At 47.5% G+C, this 18865-nt stretch carries 16 protein-coding genes; 7 read left to right on the top strand and 9 right to left on the bottom strand.

The genetic code is table 11. The annotated features are described in order from the left end of the window. Window positions 1–456 precede the first annotated feature (456 nt). Complete coding sequence (locus QMA13_RS26850; RefSeq protein WP_282936753.1) at window positions 457–1632, bottom strand: THUMP domain-containing class I SAM-dependent RNA methyltransferase; 1176 nt, start codon at window positions 1630–1632, stop codon at window positions 457–459. A 161-nt stretch (window positions 1633–1793) separates the two neighbouring features. Here QMA13_RS26850 and QMA13_RS26845 point away from each other — a divergent pair, with 161 nt between their 5' ends. Beyond that, window positions 1794–2432, top strand: coding sequence for an O-methyltransferase (locus tag QMA13_RS26845; RefSeq protein WP_282936752.1), 639 nt, complete (start codon window positions 1794–1796; stop codon window positions 2430–2432). A 99-nt stretch (window positions 2433–2531) separates the two neighbouring features. Here the strand turns inward: QMA13_RS26845 and QMA13_RS26840 are convergent, their stop codons facing one another. After that, window positions 2532–2714, bottom strand: coding sequence for a hypothetical protein (locus QMA13_RS26840; RefSeq protein WP_282936751.1), 183 nt, complete (start codon window positions 2712–2714; stop codon window positions 2532–2534). A gap of 31 nt (window positions 2715–2745) precedes the next feature. Next, window positions 2746–3960 carry an MFS transporter gene (locus QMA13_RS26835; RefSeq protein ID WP_282936750.1) on the bottom strand — a complete coding sequence of 405 codons (1215 nt, stop codon included), beginning with the start codon at window positions 3958–3960 and terminating at the stop codon, window positions 2746–2748. A 353-nt stretch (window positions 3961–4313) separates the two neighbouring features. Between QMA13_RS26835 and QMA13_RS26830 the strand changes: the two genes are divergently transcribed. The 3 genes from QMA13_RS26830 (at window position 4314) to QMA13_RS26820 (ending at window position 9021) form a co-directional block, all read left to right on the top strand. After that, a complete protein-coding gene (locus QMA13_RS26830) occupies window positions 4314–5888 on the top strand; it encodes a CapA family protein (protein ID WP_282936749.1) in 1575 nt (524 codons plus the stop codon). A 454-nt stretch (window positions 5889–6342) separates the two neighbouring features. After that, window positions 6343–6972, top strand: coding sequence for a fumarylacetoacetate hydrolase family protein (locus tag QMA13_RS26825; protein ID WP_282943579.1), 630 nt, complete (start codon window positions 6343–6345; stop codon window positions 6970–6972). Between the two features lie 81 nt (window positions 6973–7053). Next, entirely contained in the window at window positions 7054–9021 is a 1968-nt protein-coding gene (locus QMA13_RS26820; RefSeq protein WP_282943577.1) for an ATP-dependent DNA helicase, read from the top strand. Between the two features lie 299 nt (window positions 9022–9320). On the opposite strand, the gene QMA13_RS26815 is transcribed toward QMA13_RS26820, so the two are convergent. Next, the gene (locus QMA13_RS26815; RefSeq protein WP_282936748.1) at window positions 9321–10481 is read right to left on the bottom strand and encodes an HD domain-containing phosphohydrolase; all 1161 of its coding nucleotides are present in this window, start codon (window positions 10479–10481) and stop codon (window positions 9321–9323) included. A gap of 143 nt (window positions 10482–10624) precedes the next feature. Between QMA13_RS26815 and QMA13_RS26810 the strand changes: the two genes are divergently transcribed. Next, a complete protein-coding gene (locus tag QMA13_RS26810; RefSeq protein WP_282936747.1) occupies window positions 10625–11449 on the top strand; it encodes a DUF92 domain-containing protein in 825 nt (274 codons plus the stop codon). Between the two features lie 260 nt (window positions 11450–11709). On the opposite strand, the gene QMA13_RS26805 is transcribed toward QMA13_RS26810, so the two are convergent. The 5 genes from QMA13_RS26805 to QMA13_RS26785 all read right to left on the bottom strand — a co-directional run bounded on the left by QMA13_RS26805 (window position 11710) and on the right by QMA13_RS26785 (window position 17459). Further along, a complete protein-coding gene (locus QMA13_RS26805; RefSeq protein ID WP_282936746.1) occupies window positions 11710–13041 on the bottom strand; it encodes a sensor domain-containing diguanylate cyclase in 1332 nt (443 codons plus the stop codon). Between the two features lie 147 nt (window positions 13042–13188). Beyond that, the gene (locus tag QMA13_RS26800; protein WP_282936745.1) at window positions 13189–13515 is read right to left on the bottom strand and encodes a LapA family protein; all 327 of its coding nucleotides are present in this window, start codon (window positions 13513–13515) and stop codon (window positions 13189–13191) included. 104 nt (window positions 13516–13619) lie between these two features. Then, window positions 13620–15410, bottom strand: a complete 1791-nt coding sequence (gene pepF / locus QMA13_RS26795) for an oligoendopeptidase F (RefSeq protein WP_282936744.1) — start codon at window positions 15408–15410, stop codon at window positions 13620–13622. Window positions 15411–16159: 749 nt separating this feature from the next. Next, complete coding sequence (locus QMA13_RS26790) at window positions 16160–16957, bottom strand: TerC family protein (protein WP_282936743.1); 798 nt, start codon at window positions 16955–16957, stop codon at window positions 16160–16162. A gap of 268 nt (window positions 16958–17225) precedes the next feature. Next, on the bottom strand, window positions 17226–17459 hold the full coding sequence (locus QMA13_RS26785) for a hypothetical protein (RefSeq protein WP_282936742.1): 234 nt from the start codon (window positions 17457–17459) through the stop codon (window positions 17226–17228). A gap of 198 nt (window positions 17460–17657) precedes the next feature. Between QMA13_RS26785 and QMA13_RS26780 the strand changes: the two genes are divergently transcribed. Beyond that, entirely contained in the window at window positions 17658–18359 is a 702-nt protein-coding gene (locus QMA13_RS26780) for a methyltransferase domain-containing protein (protein WP_282936741.1), read from the top strand. Window positions 18360–18466: 107 nt separating this feature from the next. Continuing rightward, window positions 18467–18664: a cold shock domain-containing protein gene (locus QMA13_RS26775; protein WP_028547888.1), complete on the top strand. Its 198-nt coding sequence runs from the start codon at window positions 18467–18469 to the stop codon at window positions 18662–18664. The last annotated feature ends 201 nt before the right edge of the window (window positions 18665–18865 follow it).

Genomic DNA, 18865 nt, shown 5'->3' with positions numbered 1-18865 from the left:
GGAAAGGACAGCCGGAGTGCTGTCCTTTTTGCTCATGAAAAAGCAAATAATTAAGAAGTGTCTGAGGTACTCCGGTGGAGTATCCCCTTCCATCCGCTGTTGTTATCGGGAAATGATAATTAAATTTTTAAGGGAATTTCCAGATAACAAAGGCGGCCGCTAACGCTCCTCCAGGGGACACCCCACCTCCAGCCTCTGCCATTTTTGAATGTATAAGCTTTCTCAAAAGCCAGTTAATGATACAATATGCTGTCCTTTCCTTTTAACGGAGTAACTCAGCCTCGGAAGCCTTCTGAACGGCTTCCTCTCTAGTCCATTTGAGGCATATTCAAATCCATAAGCACGACTCAGCAAGTAACAAGCAGGCTAATGGTAATAGCATAAAAAAACCCATTCTCACGTTCATCGAACGAAGGAATGGGTTTGAATAGGAGAACCGAATCAAAATGCGGTTCCTTATTTAGATGAATCAGGTTCCTTGTCTTGCTCCTTGCGCCAGCCGTAGAGACCGCCAGGGGCCAGATATTGGTATAGGTTGCATTCGATCCGACCGTTAAACAGCTTGCGCTTTTTGTCTGCGGGGCGACCCATGTACCGTTCCAATTGCTTGTTAGGATTAAGTATAAAGGTGGACCAGGTGGGCAACTGGGAAGTGACTCCACCCAATTGGCGGAGCACCTTCTCGACTTCGCTGCTGTCTCCGAGCCGCTCGCCGTACGGCGGGTTCGTGATGATACAGCCGTAGTCGCCCCGCGGCCGTGCTTTCGCCACCGGCAGCACCTGCAGGCTCAGCTCCTTCGCCAGCCCTGCCGCCTTGGCGGCGGCCAGAGCCACATCGATCGCTTCGCTATCGATGTCCGAGCCTACGATCTCCAGCGGGATATCATCCCGCACGAGATCGTAGGCTTCTTCCCGTGCCTCGGCCCACAGGGCCTCAGGCACGATAGGCCACGCCTCGGCGGCAAAGGAACGCCGCAGCCCCGGCGCCAGGTTCCACCCGATCATCGCAGCCTCGATCGGGATGGTTCCCGACCCGCAGAACGGGTCGTACAGCGGGCGTTCCGCCCTCCAGCGGCTCAACAGGATCATCGCTGCTGCCATCGTTTCCTTGAGCGGAGCTTCCGTCACGAGCTTACGATAACCCCGTTTGTGCAGGCCGACACCGGTTGTATCAAGGGTCAACGTGGCTACGTCGTTCAACAGCGCTACTTCAATAACGTAGCGCGCTCCGGTCTCGTGGAACCATTCCGTTTGGTAGCTCTGCTTCATGCTTTCCACGATCGCTTTTTTCACGATGCCCTGGCAAGCCGGTACGCTGGATAGCTGCGACTTGTGGGAGCGGCCTTCCACAGGGAATTCCGCATTTTCTGGAATCCAGTCCGGCCATGGGAGCGCCTTGGTTCCTTCGAACAGCTCATCAAAGGTGAGTGCCTTGAACTGCCCCATCTTGACGAGAACGCGGTCCGCGGTGCGCAGCCATAGATTGGCTCTTGCAATGGCGAGTTCGTCTCCGACGAAGGTGACGCGGCCGTTTTCTACCGTGACCTGGTCGTAGCCGAGATCGCGGACTTCCCGGGCAACAACAGCCTCCAGCCCCATCGGGGCTGTGGCGATTAAATGAATCTCTGACATATGATTTATTCACTCCGTATCTAAGCTAACGTCTTGTTAAGACGCACTGTGTTTATCCCCATTAACGCTTCATGATTAGTTGAAGTCTTTTTGGAAAAGCCATACAATAGTCTAGTATAGGATAAACGTGGCGTTTATACAATGATTCGGGAGGAAATGGCATGATGGAGCAGCCGACGGCGGAGCAATATGTAGAATCTTTATTGGAACAGGATGAGCAGTTGGAAAAAGTAACCAAAAGTATTGCGGATAGCGGTATGAGGGATATTTCGGTTGCCAAAGGCTACGGCAAGCTATTGACGCTTCTCGTTAAAATGACAGGAGCGCGCAGCGTGATGGAAATTGGTGCCCTTGGAGGCTACAGCGGCATTTGCCTTGCGCGTGGCTTGGGTGAGCAGGGGAAGCTGTATTCCTTGGAATTGAAGCAGGAGTATGCGGATATGGCCCATCGTAATCTGAAGGAAGCTGGACTTGGGGACAAGGTGGAATACCGAGTGGGCGAAGCTTTGGACAGCCTTGCTCAGCTGGAGGCAGAGGGACTCAAGTTCGATCTGTTCTTCATCGATGCCGACAAGGGCAATTACCCGAATTACTTGGAATGGGCGATCAAGCTGGCCAATCCGGGAGCTGTCATCGTAGGGGATAATACCCTGATGCATGGAGATAGCATGAATCCGGAGGAACAGGGCAACCGGGTTGTCAAAATGCGTGAATTCAATAAAAGTATCGCAAGCGATCCGCGTCTGGAAGGGGTTATTTTACCCGCCTATGACGGCTTGGCTATTGCAAGAATTCGCTAAATCCGCATGAAAAAAATAGCCGCTAATGGCCTGCTCCTTGACTGGGAGCGAAGCTTTAGCGGCTTTTTTATTAGCACAATCCAATTGGTTTAATATACGCTATGACGCTTTTTTTAGTACAGTTCCGTTACCATGGGGTTTCTGAGGCGCTTCCGTTTCGTGGTTGTTTTGATGGTAGACGACCTGCCGGTTTTGTTCACTTATGTCCATTTGAGACCAATACCAAATCATTAGCTCTGCACATACGATGACGAACAAAACCTTCTTTACACTCACTTTCATCCAGCACCTCCGAAACATAATGGATCCACGTCTATGGAGACTGCTCCCCGGGACGAGGCTGACGATTAAACAGTGCTTTGCGCACCCAAAATGCATTGGCGAACAGCAGGACTGCCGCCATAATAAACAATCCTTGAATATGAATCCAGCCTGACACTACGCCACCGATAACCGGTCCCAGCATATTGCCTAGACTCAAGGCGCTGGTATTGAAGCTGTAGGCGCGGCTTTCCATCCCTTTAGGGGCGAAGCTGCTTATTAAGGTTTGGACTGAGGGCAGCATTCCGCCCATAAATAAGCCAAGCATGAATCGTGCAGCAAACAATTGCCATATGTTCGTTACAAAGGCTTGGGGTATGAAAGAAATAGCGGCCCCGACCAAACAAACAGCTAATATTTTGACCGACCCGATTCTGTCACTCAGTCGACCGAGAAGGGGAGAGGCGATCATATTAGAAAAGCCGGTAATAGAGCCGACGAGTCCTGAATAGAAGGCCAGCATTTCTCCTTTGCCGTGTAAATCCTGTACAAACAAAGGGATTAAGGTCATAGAACTCAGCATCGAGAATTGAATGACGAAAGTAACGGCATAAAGGGCGGGCAGCTCTTTCGTTTTTTTAATTTCCTTGAAACCTTCGATGGTCGATATATTTGCTTTTTTCTTGGCTGCAGCGGCGTCAAAGTTTTCCTTTACGAGGAACATGGCAAGAAGTGAAGCGCAGAATAACAGCGGTCCTGTAATGTAGAAAATGGGACGGAAACCGACCCACTCGGCCATCAGCCCACCAATAAACGGTCCGAGTATCGAGCCTGCAACTCCACCCGATTGCAAGGTGCCCATAGCGAATCCCATTTTTTCCTTAGGTGTATTCGTTGACATAAGCGCAACAGCCGCAGGCATAAAGCCCGAGATGACGCCGTTGACGATGCGGAGTCCGAGCAGCTGCCAAGGGCTTGTAGCGAAGCCCATAAGGGTCATGACGATGGCCATCCCGAAGCCGGAGCGCAGCAGCATGACCTTGCGGCCGTATCGGTCGGACAAACCTCCCCAAATAGGTTGAAATAAAAAGGAGGTAACAAAGTTGCCTGCGAAGATGAAGCCTGACCACATCGCGATTTGATGGGGATCTGACAAACCCATTTCCTGAATATACAGCGGTAAGAAGGGAGTGATCATCGTCATTCCGCTCATTACCAGAAATTGTCCGATCCATAGGACGATTAAATTTATTTGCCATCTTGCCAAAACGGTTCTCCTCTTTTCCTGCTGTCTATAAATTGCGTCTTGAGTCGCGATTTAGTTAAATAGCCTAGCCATACTTTTTAATTGTACCACATGTATGGCAAATATTCACATTTTACTCTACCCCTCAAGCACAGATCCTTTAGAGCAGATACTATATAGGTGTTTGGTTCCATGACCCGATCGGGAAGATTTGGTATAATGGCAGAAGGTCTTCGTTTTCCCGATTACAGTAGGTTCTGAAGAACTATTGTCTTTCATGCAGCATTTTTAAAAAGGGGTAGATCATCATAGAAGAAACACGATCTGAACACCAGCAGGAAGTGAATGAAACGCTCTCCCAAAACGAGCAGGAAATGAATGAAACACGTATCCAAAAACAGCTGGAACAAAAGAAAAATAATCGTAAGACATGGATCACACTCAGTATTCTCGGTGTACTGACTTTGGCCTCATTCAGTTATTTAATGAATTGGTTATCCAGCAAAGAAGCACCGGAATCAGCAGGACCTGTGGTTGAAGTATCACCAAAAGGCTCGGGAGGCACATCTACAGCCCCACCGTCCGGTGGAACCGGTAATAACGCTGCTAGCGGAGGGGATGGCAAATCGGTTTCCATCCTTGAAGGAACTTCCAAGGGATCTGCTGATGCGGCAGGTACAGCAGGTACAGCAGGTACAGCGGATAACGGCAAGCAGAGCGTAAAGCTTACTTTTGTCGGTGATGTCATGTTTGCGAGTAAGGTAGAGGATATATTGAAGAAGAATGGTTGGGACTATCCGTACCGCTATGTGAAGGATTATTTATCCAATGCAGACATCACGGTAGCCAACCTAGAAACTCCGATTACCTCGCGCGGAAGCGCCCAATCCAAGGATTATGTGTACAGGTCGTCCCCACAAGCTCTTCCTGCGCTGCAAGCGGCAGGTATCGATCTGGTCAACACGGCCAATAATCATATTTTGGATTATGGTGAAGAAGGACTTCTCGATACGTTGGACGAGCTGGATAAAGTAGGCATGAAGCGGGTGGGTACCGGACGCAATAGCGATGAAGCCTACCAATCGGTCATTATGGAACGTAATGGGATAAAGATCGCATTCCTCGGATTCAGCCGCGTTGCAGAAAATTCAGATTGGTATGCGGGTAAGAACAAGCCGGGAGTTGCCGAAACGTATAGCACGAAGCTGCCGCTTGAAGCTATAGCCAAAGCACGGCAGGAGGCCGACTTGGTCGTCGTTATAGCCCATTGGGGGGTAGAGCGCAAAGACCGGCCGGTTAAGGACCAAACCGATCTAGCTCACAAGTATATCGATCAGGGTGCAGACCTCGTCGTAGCAAGTCATCCTCATGTTGTGCAAGGGTTTGAGCTGTATAAAGGCAAGTGGATCGCCTACAGCATGGGCAATTTTATATTCACAACAAATGAGGAGCCGGCCACCTGGGAAAGTATGGTTCTGGATGCGGAATGCACGAAGGAGCGGACCTGTGAGCTGCAAATGGTTCCGATCTTAACGAAATGGGCGCAGCCGGTACGAATGACAGAGGAAGACGGGGCTAAGCTGTTTGACAAGTTGAGTAAAATATCGATTAACGCTAAGGTAGATAAGGAAGGCAAAATTACGGAAGGCCCTGTGGCACCGCTGCCGAAGCCTACACCGACTCCTGCAGCGCCGACTAAAAAGCCTACAGAGGATACGAAGAAGGACACAGGAACTCCAACGCAGAAATCAGGTATTACTTCAGAGAGCGGAACGTCGAAACCATCCGGCAGCACTTCAGGAGGTACTAGCTCCAAACCGAGTGATTCACAACATTCGGCCAAACCGAATTCAACCGCAACGCCGAAGCCCACACCTACGCCGAGTCCAAAACCTAAGACAACGCCGAAACCGACGCCTACTCCGGAAGGCGACGATAAGCGTCAATAAACAAAAGCTCAAGTGAAGGATATCTTATAAAGAGATGCCTTCACTTTTTTTAATCTTCTTTCGGGGCTCCCCGCAAAGTACCTGAATCAGCTTCGAAGCCAAGGTCTCACTTTGTGGTGTGAGTCTGTCGATAAACCCATTTATTCAGAAGATGACGGATAACGGGAGGTGGGGTATCCCCTGGAGGAGCGAAAGCGTCCACCTTTGTTATCGGGAAATGACCGCTGTAAAGCGAATGAATTGAAAATTTCCCGATAACAACAGTGGCCGGAAGGGGGTACCCCACCGGAGTACCACGTAAATATCTAAAGCTTCATGGGTTTCTCGACAATCTAGCCCCACTTTGTGGGCTTATTTCATGAGTTGCAGCAGAGACGAAGGCAGCCCATTGAGATTTCGGCGCTATTCGATTATGCTTAAGAGATGTGGTTACTATGAGAGCAAAGGAATGACGATGATGGAATCCATTCGCAACATCTACTGTGTCGGTCGCAATTACGGTCTGCATGCCGCAGAGTTGGGCAATGAAGTGCCGGACGAACCGATGATTTTCACCAAACCTACTCATGCGCTCGCAGCTATACAAGGACAGCCAATTACGCTTCCGGGTGATCGTGGTGAGGTTCACTTTGAAACGGAACTCGTTCTGCATGTAGGTGCTGATTATAAACCTGGCATGACGGTTAATCAATTGATCGACAAAATGGCGCTTGGCATCGATTTTACTTTGCGCGATGTGCAATCGGTTATCAAAAAGAAAGGTCAGCCTTGGCTGCCTGCCAAAGGCTTCTTGAACTCGGCAGTCATCACCGAATTTCATGCGTTTCCAGGGTTCGATGAGGTCAAGCAAACAGAGTTTTCCTTACTCCGCAATGGGGTAGAGGCACAGCGCGGCAATATCCAAGATATGATCTTTAACTTTCAAGTCATCGTCGATTACATAGCCAAGCATTATGGTCTCGGTAAAGGGGACATTATTTATACGGGAACGCCTGCAGGCGTTGCGGCTGTGTCATCCGGTGAGCGAATGGAGCTCCTTTGGGGTAATGAGCTATTCGGAGAGTTTACGATTCAGTTGGTGTAATAAGGTTGAGGATACGGGAAGGGATTCCAGTATCCTTTTTATCATCTTGATCAATTATGATTGCATGGGGGCAAATTGACTTTGGAGCGGTATCCTTTTGAATATGACCATTCCCAGCCTTTTATTCAGCAGGTAGGGAATTGGATAGCGGACGTATTTTATGACATTCTACCGGAATCAGGATTTGAGGTTCGTGATGAGCAGATCTATATGGCTTTTCAGCTTGAACGGGCGTTTGCGGAGAAACAGACTATATTTGCAGAAGCGGGCGTAGGAACAGGCAAAACGTTGGTTTACTTGCTATATGCCATTTGCTATGCACGCTATACTAGAAAGCCTGCGGTTATTGCCTGTGCTGACGAATCGCTGATTGAACAGCTGGTGAAGCCGGAAGGGGATATTGCCAAGCTGTCGCGCTATTTAGGTATGGCCATCGATGCCCGATTGGGTAAGTCACCGGATCAGTATGTGTGCCTGGTCAAACTGGATGAAGCAAGGCTGGGACATGAGGACGTGGACACCTTCGGAGAAGTGTATGAGGAGCTGCCTGAGTTCGTTCATTCCAGGGAGACTCTTCAGTCGTTTCATGCTTACGGGGACCGGAAAAACTATCCTCATCTTAATGATCATCAATGGAACAAGATCAATTGGGATTCCTTTCAGGACTGTTTTGTTTGCGACAGGCGTCACCGCTGTGGACAGACGTTGTCGCGCGACCATTATCGGAGAGCTGGCGATTTAATCATTTGCTCTCATGATTTTTACATGGAGCATATTTGGACGTATGAAGGAAGGAAGCGCGAGGGACAACTTCCTCTGCTCCCGGAGCATTGTGCGGTTGTTTTTGATGAAGGCCATTTGCTGGAATCGGCAGCCCAAAAGGCGCTCACGTATAAATTGAAGCATGTCGTATTCGAAGAGCTCATTACAAGGCTGTTAAAAGGGGAAGTTCGTGAATCCTTGGCGGTGCTTATTGATGAGGCTATTTTGCAGAGCGAAGTGATGTTCGAAGTGCTTGGAAGCCAGAGCAAAACGGTTGTAGGCTCGGATCGTAAGCAGGTTGTAGTGAATGAGCGATTGCTGCAAGAAATCAAAAGGTTCCAAAATGTGCTGACGGAGATAGAGGAGGAGCTTGTTTTTGAGAGCGAGCTGTTTACCTTGAATGAGTACGAGCTGCGCATTGTTGAGGAACACCTGGAAATGATGCAAAAGGCGCTGGCTCTCTTTCATCAATCCGACAACTTGATTTGTTGGGTTACCGACAGCATCAATGGGCCTTCCCTGGTCATTATGCCAAGAATGGTCAAAGAGGTTTTGAGGGAAGGGGTATTCAGCTCTCATATGCCGGTTGTTTTCTCTTCGGCTACGTTGTCGGTTGACGGTTCCTTCGATTATGTGGCGGACAGTCTGGGCATTGACAAGTCCTTATCGTTCTCTGTAGCTTCTTCCTATGATTATGAAAACCAAATGGAGGTCATCGTGCCGAAATGGTCCTATAAAGGGACGTTCTCTGAAAAGATGAAGACGGCGGTTCGACTGCTGGTACAGACGGAAGGAAGAGCTTTGATTCTGTTCCCTACCAAGGATGAGCTGCAGCGGTTTAAGAAGGAAATTGTTAACTATCCGGAATGTGCGGATATGCGCTTCGGGTTTGAGGGAGAACAAGAAATCAGCCATCTGATAGCCTCTTTCCAAAATGATGAGCATAGCATCCTGTGTGCTGTCAGCTTGTGGGAAGGATTGGATGTGCCGGGTCCTTCATTATCCAACGTCATCATTTGGTCGCTTCCTTTTCCGCCGCAAGACCCTGTCTTCATGGCCAAACGGCAGGCATCCTCTGCTCCTTTCGACGAGGTGGATCTGCCATACATGCTGCTTCGTCTAAAGCAAGGGATGGGACGTCTGATTCGCTCCCGAGAGGATCGAGGTCTTATCGCGATATTCAGCGAGGAGCGGCCAGAACTGGATGCGGTGTGGGAGCATATCGCGGCGCTGATGCCTCCTGACGTGAAATGGAAGGAGACCGTGGAGCCTTCGTTGACGACGTAATAAGAACAGTCAAGCACTTGGTTGGCTGTGAATCTGCCGAGTAACCCATGAGTTTAAGGAAGTGTGAGTGGTGCTCCGGTGGGGTATCTCCCTCTGGCCGCTGTTGTTATCGGGAAATTTTTAATTTATTTGCTCTGCAGCGGTGATTTCCCGATAACAAAGGCGGACGCTTTCACTCCTCCAGGAGATACCCCACCTACAACCAGTAGCTACATTCTGAATCAGTGGGGGTTTCAAGACAAATAACAGCCATGCGATATGCATGGCTGTTATTGCTTTTTGCTATTATTTTATAGTAGCTAATCGGAGTAGGCTTCTCGTATTTCCAGCAAACGAGGCAGGTTCTCCATGAACGTATCAACGATCTGAGGATCGAAGTGACCGCCTCGTTCCTCCAGGAACAAGGCAAGAATACGGTCAAGCTCCCAAGCATCCTTATAAACACGCTTGGTACCTAGGGCATCGAACACATCGGCAATAGCCGTTATTCTCCCGTAAATATGGATTTCCTCGCCCTTCAAACCGAGCGGATAGCCAGTTCCGTTCCATTTTTCATGATGCTGATGAGCGACAATGGCGGCTGTTTTTAGAATACGCCTAGTGGAGCTTTTAAGCAGAGAGTATCCAATCTCGCTATGGGTTTTCATTAAATCGAACTCTTCTTCGGTCAGCTTGCCCGGTTTTTTCAATAAATCGTCGGGAATCGCTACTTTGCCGATATCATGCATAGGCGAAGCTATTTTCAATAGCTCGGCTTCCTCATGACTCATTCCGAGACCGAGCGCAAGTATGTATGAATATTCCGCCACGCGCTTTACGTGGTTGCCTGTTTCCTTGGAGCGGCTCTCGCCGATTTCACCCATGATAAAAATAATTTCCTTCTGGGTTTCTTCAATCTCCAGCGATAGCAGGGCAGACTCGAGCGACTTCCCTGCATACGATGCGGCCAATGACAAATATTCAACATCCCGCTCCGTAAAGGCTTCCTCCTTGGTGAGCTTGTTAACAGCCTGATAAGCACCCATAATTTCGCCTTCGTTATTGTGAAACGGAATCACCATCAGCGAGTTTGTTCGATATCCGGTTTGCTTGTCCATAGCGAAAGCTCCGCTCTGCATTACTTCTTTATATTCGATATTCTCATAAGCATCATTGATGAAAATCGGTGATCCCGATGCGATAGAGTGACCAACCAAGCCTGCATCGGCTGACATTCTGAGCGGAGGGACTCCATGGGCAACCTTGGAGTACAGCTCATTTTTTTGTTTATCCAGCAGCCATACGGTACAACGGTCGGCAAGGATCATTTCTCTTCCCATATCGGCCATTAGGAGCAGCAAATAATCCAAGCGGCGCTCATTGGTTATTTTGGATGCATATTCAAAAATAATCCGAAGGAGCTGCTGCGGATCATGCTCCTTTTTCTTTTCGGGCGTTTTTGCAGGGTGATTACTATTCACGCTATTATCCTCCCGAAGGGCCTCTATTTTTCTATCTATGAAAATCATATTATAATGACTAAAGATCTGTAAATCATTAGTTTATAAGAATATGTTTATGAAGCTAGTTTTCTCATAGAAAACGATATGGAGGGGGATTCACGTTGGACTGGGTGGTCGGATTAGGGTGCAGCCTTATTATTGCCATGGCGGCTTATGCCAAAAAATCATTATCTGTGTCAGGCGCCGCTGCCGCTGTTGTTGTTGGCACGGTCATGTATGTTTATGGAAGCTTACCATGGTTCGGGACATTGATAGTGTTTTTTATTACGTCATCGTTATTATCGAAGTGGAAGCAGCGCCGCAAGGCCGCTGTAGAACAAAATTACGCAAAAACCGGCCGTAGAGATGCTGGACAAGTAGTGGCTAACGGCGGGATTGGCATGCTCCTTTGCTTGGGGAACAGCATTTGGCCCCATCCTTTCTGGTGGGCTGCGTATATAGGTGTTATGGCAACAGTCAACGCGGATACGTGGGCGACCGAAATCGGGGGACTCAGCCAATCGCAGCCTAGGTCTATAGTTAGCGGTCGCAGAGTTCCAGCTGGAACCTCAGGGGGGATAACCCTGTTAGGACTGGCAGCTTCTTTGGTCGGGGGTGTGGTGATCGGTGTATCGGCTTGGGTATTGTTAAGTTTTCAGACGGATTCGGACCATAGCACGGCTGAAGGCGCCGTATCGTGGGGGAGTTTATTGCTTCTTGGTGCTTGCGGTGGGTTGGCAGGCTCTCTGATCGATTCCTGGTTAGGGGCAGTTTGCCAGGTAATGTACCGTTGCAGAGAATGCGGCAAGGAGATAGAAAAGAGCCTGCATTGCCATTCAAAGGCAGAACGGATTCGGGGAGCCTCGTGGATGACGAACGACGCTGTCAATATGATAAGCTCCTTCTTGGGAGGAGCGGTCTGTATTGTTTTGTACTTGCTGGTCTAGTCCATTCTTTGGTGTGTTCTCAGCGAGAATAAGATTTTTTGAAAAACCAAATCAATAATCCGAAAACGGCAAATACGATAATCAAAGCAACGACCCAAATCAATGTCATAATCATTAGTGTTCCTCCATCGAAATGTCTTATAAAAGCAGCTTGAATCGTTAAGGGCTGCTCTTTACAGTTTGCATCATTTGAGGAAAAAGAAATCATAAAACGAAAACTAAAAAGCCGCTGGTTCATTCGAACCTGCGGCTAATTTGGATTATTCATCTCGATGATATAGTCTGACAACATTTCTGCCCTCCTGCTTGGCTTGGTATAACGCCTTATCTGCACGGAGGAACAGTTCACTAGGGTCAGTGTCATGGTTAGGGATCATGGTTGCTGTACCCGAGCTAATTGTAATATACGGCGAATGCTCTGAACGAGTATGAGGAATATGAAGCAGTTCCACTTGCTCCCGTAGATGCTCAGCAACCGTTTGGGCACCCAACGCATCGGTGGAAGGGAGAATGATGACGAATTCTTCGCCGCCGTAACGCGCAATGAAGTCCCCAGGTCGCTTGGCTGCTTTCTTCAAGGAGTCAGCAACCCGCTTTAAACATAAATCGCCTTCAATATGCCCGTAGGAATCGTTGAATCGCTTGAAGAAATCGATATCGACCAAAATGAGCGACAATGGAGTGGCCATTCGGCTTCCTTGCTTCCATTCCTTTATCAAGCATTCGTCAAAGCCTCGCCGATTCGCTACGCCGGTTAGAGCGTCGACAGTGGAAATCTTTTGCAGCAGTTCATTCGTTTCAAGAAGCTGCTTCTCCACATGCTTACGAGCCGTAATATCCCTCGAGACGGTGATGACTTCTTTATTCAAGCCTCGATTATCAAGAATGGTCCTTGCCGTCGTTTCAAACCAAATGTAGGTTCCATCCTTTTTGCGAATCCGATAAGAGCTTAGATCAATACGTAAATCGGCCAAGCTTTGCTCCTTATGCTCGTCCGCAAATTGAAGATCATCTGGGTGCAGGATGTCGAAGACGCTGCTGCCGATCAATGCGTCCGGCTCGTATCCAAGCAATGCTTTGGAGGCGGGGGAGACATATAAGTAAGTACCGTTCATAGCAATTCTCGAAATCATATCTGTCGAGTTCTCGGTAATCATCCGGTACATTTGCTCGCTCTCGCGCAGCGCTATTTCATTGTTCTTGCTCATCGTAATATTGCGGAAATAAACAGTGAACATTTTCTTTCCGGGATAAGTGCGGACATCGAACCATTTGTTCAGCGGCGAGAACCATAATTCAAACGTTTGCGGAGTCTGGGTTGTCATTGCAGCTAAGTAATATTCGTACAGAGGACTGCTAGAGACTTCCGGAAAACAGGTCCAAACAGAAGCGCCCATCAAGTCCGTACGGCTTTGTTCTAGCAAGCTCTCAGCGGTACTGTTCAAATAGATGAAGCGTCCAAAACCATCCAGGCAGAAAATCCCATCTGTAATATTCTCCAATATATCCGATAGAAAGGGGGAGGATGTAAGGCTCATCTCGTTGATATTGTAGTACTGCTGCTCTTCGACTTCCTTCAACGGTTCTAGCATATGGAGGAATCCTTCCTGCATATTGTGCAATAATTGGTAGCTGGTTAGCTTTATTGTAATGAATGAGTGACCATAGATCAATGGAAAAATGGAAAAAAACGGACTATTTTTAGTCCATGCCCAAATGCCAGCTGTTTAGAGGAAGTCCTACGGCCCGTTATGAGTAGGGGGAGTGGGCAAGGGTGGTTCAGCTACAGCTGGACTAACCGTGCTTTCAGACGAACCTGTTTTGAGCTCCTGCAGCTGCTTTTCCAGCTGTTTGATAGATCTTGTCAGCTTGAACTGACGGATTAAACCAATCAGGCCGACAATCAGCCCTCCGAGCAAAGTTGAGCTAAGGATAACAAGTATAAGCGGGATATCCGCTTGGGTGAACAGAAATTGAACCCTGACCGGCTCAACATTGATAACAGCGAAAATGGCGGTAATCAAGGCAAACAATAATATGAAAATAAACATCCATTGCGCTCTCATGAATTTATAACGCCTCCTGTAAGATGGACTGCTTCAGCACGAATAAAAGATAATAACAAACAAGGCTGCCAACATAAATCATGTCCGCAGCCTTGCAGTGAACGTTACTTGGCCAGCTGTTCCATCTGCTCAAGCAAGTCCTTGAATACATCCATGGCCTGTTGAATAGGCTCCGGAGACGACATATCTACACCCGCGCGTTTCAAAATGTTGATGGAGTAATCGCTGCCCCCGCTTTTCAGGAAGCCGAGGTAGCGGTCCACAGCTGGCTGCCCCTCTTCGAGAATTTGTTTGGCAAAGCTTGTTGCTGCCGAGAAGCCGGTAGCATATTTATACACGTAGAAGCTGTTGTAGAAATGTGGAATTCGTGCCCATTCCATCTCGATATCCTTATCGACGACCATATCCTTGCCGTAGTAAAGAACGTTAAGGTCGTAATAGATTTTGCTGAACTCCTGCGGAGTCAGAGACTCGCCTTGCTCCGTCTTCTCATGGATGATTTTCTCGAACTCGGCGAACATGGTTTGGCGGAACACCGTCGTTCTGAACTGATCCATGTAATAGGTCAGCAAATACATTTTTTCCTTCGGATCGGTTGATTTCTTGAGCAAGTAATCCATGAGGAGCGCCTCATTCAAAGTGGAAGCAACCTCGGCCAAGAAAATCGTATATTGCGCATAGCGGTATTCCTGATTGGCATCGGACAAATAGGAATGAATCGCATGACCCATCTCATGGGTGAGGGTGAACATGCTGTTCAAGTTATCCTTATGGTTCAGCAGAACATAAGGATGTGTGCCGTACGCTCCCCAAGAGTAAGCTCCGTTTCGCTTACCTTCATTCTCGTAAATATCGATCCAGCGGTCCTTAAAGCCTTCCTTCAAAATATTCAGGTAGTCCTGACCAAGCGGCTTTAAGCTGTCCTCAACAGTTGCTTGTGCCTGCTCATAAGTAATATCCATTTTGTATTCGTCCACCAACGGAGCGAACAGGTCGTACATGTGCAGCTCGTCGACCTTAAGCAGCTTTCTGCGAAGCTCCATGTACCGGTACATCAACGGCAGGGATTGATGGATGGTATCAATCAGATTGGTGTACACTTCTTTGTTAATATTGTCGCCATAGAGGGACATTTCCAGAGTCGAAGGATACTTGCGCACTTTGGAATAAAAAATATTTTTGGTCACATTAGCAGCCAGCGTAGCGCCAATCGTGTTTTTGTTCTTGCCGTAGGTCGCATACATAGCTTGAAAAGCTTCCTTGCGCACTTCGCGATTACGGCTTTCAAGAAACTGAATATAGCGGCCGTGCGTCAGCTCGACTTCTTCCCCTTGCTCATTTTTCACTTTAGGGAATTTCAAGTCTGCATTGTTCAACATACCGTAGATCGTATTCGGTGCTTGAGATAAATTACCCACTTGAGCAAGGAGTGCTTCTTCCGATTTGGAGAGCACGTGCTGCTTTTCACGGATCATTTCATCCAAAGTGCGTTTATAGAACTTGAGCTCGGGATTGTTGATCAGTTGGTGCAGCTCATCATCCGATAAGCTTAATATTTCGGGAGAGATGAAGGATAAGGCCTCGCCGGTCTCTACACTTAATCGTTTGGCTTTATCGGATAATGCCTGATAAGTCGAATCGGCAGTATCCTCATGATGCTTCATGTTAGAGAAAACGTAGAGTCGTTCCATATGTAAGGAGATAGAGTCTTCCAGCTCAAAGCATTGCTTGATTGCGGCAGGATCCTTTAGTTTCCCTTGAAAAGCGCCTACCTTTTGCAAGGCTTCCTTGACCTCTTGGTACTCTTTGTCCCACGCTTGCTGGTTGGGGAACAAGTCTTCCAGTTGCCAGCGATGCTCGGCAGGTACGTCATTTCTTTTAAGTACTTGATTCATGGGAGCCCTCCTCGGATTTTTGGATGGTTTATTTATGCCGTCTGCCGACAAAGGAGCTGTAAGCACGGTTCCGGCAAACAGAAAGCCCGTCATCACTAACGGAAAAAAACGCATTGTGCGTCACGCTCCTGCAATTTTTTTCCTAGTATGACCGGAATGTAGCTATATTATAAGAGAATCTTTATTCGAAGTAAAACGGAATGTACGACCGGGATTGGCGTCGGATTCTCTTACAAGCTTTAATCATGCATACATTTGAGGCGATCAAAAACGCAGAGCTCCAAGCTAGTGTAAGCTGAAAAAGCTATAGACAATTAATGAAAAAGAGAAGGCTACCATAACGAGTGCAAGGATAGCGAGAGGACGCTTGATGCCGCTAGGCAAAGTTTCTCTTTTCATGATTAAAATAAGCGCAAAACAGAAAGAAACAATAATAAATGTAAGGATGGAAGCGGAATTGCTCATGTAAAGTCACCTCATCTGACGACGAATCGATTTAGTCTGTCCATTGGGTAAAGGACTATGTTTCAAATCAATTCGACGTGCAGTATAGTAATTCCTTGTTTTAGGATGAACAAGGAGCAGGGCTTAAACCTATATTCTCCAAGATCATTCTACGGGCTCCTACGGCAAAACAGAACTGATAACAAGCAGAGTATAAGCTGTTTGTTTCTACGTAAAAAAGCTCCCGCATCTATCGCACCTTAACGCTAGGCGAGATAGAATGGAGGGAGCTCAGAGGTTTCTTTTTAACCGTTTGATTTTACAAGGACTAATCGTCCTTTTTCGTCGCGTCTTGCAAGGAAGCTGTCATCCGGATGAATATCAGCTTCTTCCACAAGCTCTTGGGGGATGGTCAAATGTCCCTTGTCGTTGATTGATACGAAGAAACCGAACAGCTTTTTCCACAACCCGGCGATCAAGACTCCAGCTACTACGAGAACCACTAACAGCCACTTGACTATCGGGTTTGCCGCGAACCATGTATGAACCATAGGGTCCTCGGTAAGCATTTTACCTGCCGTGAAGGCAAGAACGCCTGCGCCAATGTACATGATCCAAGGGAATTTCTCCATCCAGCGAATGAACAACGTGCTGCCCCAAACCATAATAGGTACGCTGATAAGCAGACCCACTACGACTAGCAAGAAGCTTCCGTGAGAAGCGCCGGCAACAGCCATAACGTTGTCAAAGCCCATAACGGCATCGGCGATAATAATCGTTTGAATGGCGGGCCAAAGATTCGTTTTGGCTTGAATATCATGATCCTTCTTATCTACCAGGAGCTTATAGGCAATCCATATTAGCACGATGCCTCCGATGAGCAGTAGGGCTGGCAGCTTCAAAAGCCAAACGACGATCAGAGTGGCAACGGCACGAATAACGATAGCTCCGACGGTTCCCCAAATAATAGCTTTTTTCTGATGCTCCTTGGGCAAATTTCTTGCTGCGAGTCCGATAACGATGGCATTGTCTCCTGCAAGCACCAGGTCGATCAGAATAATACTGAATAATGCCGTGAAAAAGGTAGGGTCTAACCACTCCATGTCCAATCCGCTCCTTCGTTAGTTGGTTTACATAAAGAAGACCTCTACCGTAAGCGGTAAAGGTCTCGTGTAAACACAAAAGACCTCTACCGTATATGCGGCAAAGGTCTTGCTAACAACGTTTCGTTGCCAATAAAGCCGGGGCTTACACCCGAACTGACGACTTTACTGTGACAGCTACTCCCCTTTGGAGGACGTCCTATGTAATTAAGTTTATTATATGGGGGAGACAAGCTTGAAGTCAAGCCCCTATCACAGCGAACATCAGCTATACTTCTTTAAATGCCTGCATGATCGTAGTCCGTTCTTCCTCAGTACCTTCGAACTTTTCCTTGGAAAAGCGATCTTCAGCCCAATGCATCATTGCAGGCCGGCTTAGAAAGGTGTGGCACTCCTCGCCCCACTGATCGGATATTTCACGCAAAATTAATGTTTTACCGTTAACCTCAACGGTCAACATATTCCATTTGTCGCGTTTATAAATTAAATGTTTTTTAATCATTCGTCTGGCTCCATTTCTTCAACAAGATATCGGCAGAATCATACCGCAAAGGGGGGAGGAAATCAAGCGCGGCAAAGAATATAATCTGTTAGATTGTCATTGCCACAAAATGGATCAGCATGTTAAAATTCCAATAAGCTTTGCGGAGGCAGGCTTGACGAGTCGAGAAGAGTTGAGAATAGAATAGGAGAGATGAGTATGAATAAGCAGCACTATGAGCAGGTCGGCGTCGCAATGACGTGTCGTTCGTTTGCAGAGTATGAGCTTATGTTTGCTTTGGACCGAGCTTTATTGCAGGAGGGGCCGATATTGGATGTGGCATCTGGCGCATCGTCTTTCACTGCGGAAGCCTGTGCGAGAGGCTACCAGGCGCAAGCAGCCGACCCATTGTATTCCATGGACGCAGAGTCCATTTGTGAGCACGGATTACGGGAGATAGAGCTTTCTACCCAGAAGCTGGATGGAATCAAAGATGTATATGATTGGAGCTATTACGGAACTTTGGAACGTCATCGCGCTCTGCGAGAACAGTCACTCGAGAGATTTATCGAAGATTTTCAGCGCTCCGAAGGATCGGATCGATATAAGGCCGCCGGTTTGCCTGAGCTGCCATTTGACAATGATACGTTCTCCTTGGTGCTGTGCAGCCACTTTCTTTTCTTGTATCAGGAGCAGTTTGATGAGGAGTTCCATCTTAGAGCCGTTCGTGAATTGCTTCGGGTGTGCCGTAAAGGAGGCAGGGTGCTAATCTATCCTCTACTATCCTTGCGATGGGACCGGTATCCGAAGCTGGATTCGTTGTTGGACGAGATGAAATCGGATGAAATTACCGTAGAGATGGGTACATCGGAGCTAGTCTTTATTCCTGGTTCTAGGGAATTTCTGAGTCTAAAAAAATAGCTCTGCGTAAGGCTTGATTCTTTTTTGTGTGTTGATTTATAATAATTGTGATGATATAATTAACGTATTCGCCCTTAGATGGCGATACTTCTAGGAGGTTGTTTTCATTGAAAGGTACAGTTAAATGGTTTAACGCAGAAAAAGGCTACGGATTTATCCAAGTTGAAGGTGGCGACGATGTATTCGTTCACTTCTCCGCTATCCAAGGCGACGGCTTCAAAACTCTTGAAGAAGGCCAATCCGTTGAGTTCGAAATCACTCAAGGAAACCGTGGTCCTCAAGCAGCTAACGTCATTAAGCTATAAGATCTAAAAACGACGGCGTAAGACACGAATAACCCCATCTGTTGCAGATGGTCCTACATCTTGGTATTGCGTCGGTTTTTCTTATATATTAGTGTCATAGCATCCAAAAAAGAAAAGCGTCTCTCGAAAATTTAGGTTTTTGAGAGAACGCTTTTTTTATTGCCTTGCTACAGTAGGGTGCAGGATGCTAGGACAGAAGGG

This window comes from Paenibacillus sp. RC67 (genome assembly GCF_030020805.1).
GTDB lineage: Bacteria > Bacillota > Bacilli > Paenibacillales > NBRC-103111 > Paenibacillus_S.
Note: the sequence above shows the minus strand (reverse complement) of the source record. Positions and strands in the feature narration are given on the sequence as shown.

What these genes read in the sequence shown, in the direction of transcription:
- QMA13_RS26845 (WP_282936752.1), top strand. Translation starts at nt 1,794, where the DNA reads ATGATGGAGCAGCCGACGGCGGAGCAATATGTAGAATCTTTATTGGAA.
- QMA13_RS26790 (WP_282936743.1), bottom strand. Translation starts at nt 16,957, where the DNA reads ATGGAGTGGTTAGACCCTACCTTTTTCACGGCATTATTCAGTATTATT.
- QMA13_RS26825 (WP_282943579.1), top strand. Translation starts at nt 6,343, where the DNA reads ATGATGGAATCCATTCGCAACATCTACTGTGTCGGTCGCAATTACGGT.
- QMA13_RS26780 (WP_282936741.1), top strand. Translation starts at nt 17,658, where the DNA reads ATGAATAAGCAGCACTATGAGCAGGTCGGCGTCGCAATGACGTGTCGT.
- QMA13_RS26785 (WP_282936742.1), bottom strand. Translation starts at nt 17,459, where the DNA reads ATGATTAAAAAACATTTAATTTATAAACGCGACAAATGGAATATGTTG.
- QMA13_RS26800 (WP_282936745.1), bottom strand. Translation starts at nt 13,515, where the DNA reads ATGAGAGCGCAATGGATGTTTATTTTCATATTATTGTTTGCCTTGATT.
- pepF (WP_282936744.1), bottom strand. Translation starts at nt 15,410, where the DNA reads ATGAATCAAGTACTTAAAAGAAATGACGTACCTGCCGAGCATCGCTGG.
- QMA13_RS26830 (WP_282936749.1), top strand. Translation starts at nt 4,314, where the DNA reads ATGAATGAAACACGTATCCAAAAACAGCTGGAACAAAAGAAAAATAAT.
- QMA13_RS26840 (WP_282936751.1), bottom strand. Translation starts at nt 2,714, where the DNA reads ATGAAAGTGAGTGTAAAGAAGGTTTTGTTCGTCATCGTATGTGCAGAG.
- QMA13_RS26850 (WP_282936753.1), bottom strand. Translation starts at nt 1,632, where the DNA reads ATGTCAGAGATTCATTTAATCGCCACAGCCCCGATGGGGCTGGAGGCT.
- QMA13_RS26805 (WP_282936746.1), bottom strand. Translation starts at nt 13,041, where the DNA reads ATGCTAGAACCGTTGAAGGAAGTCGAAGAGCAGCAGTACTACAATATC.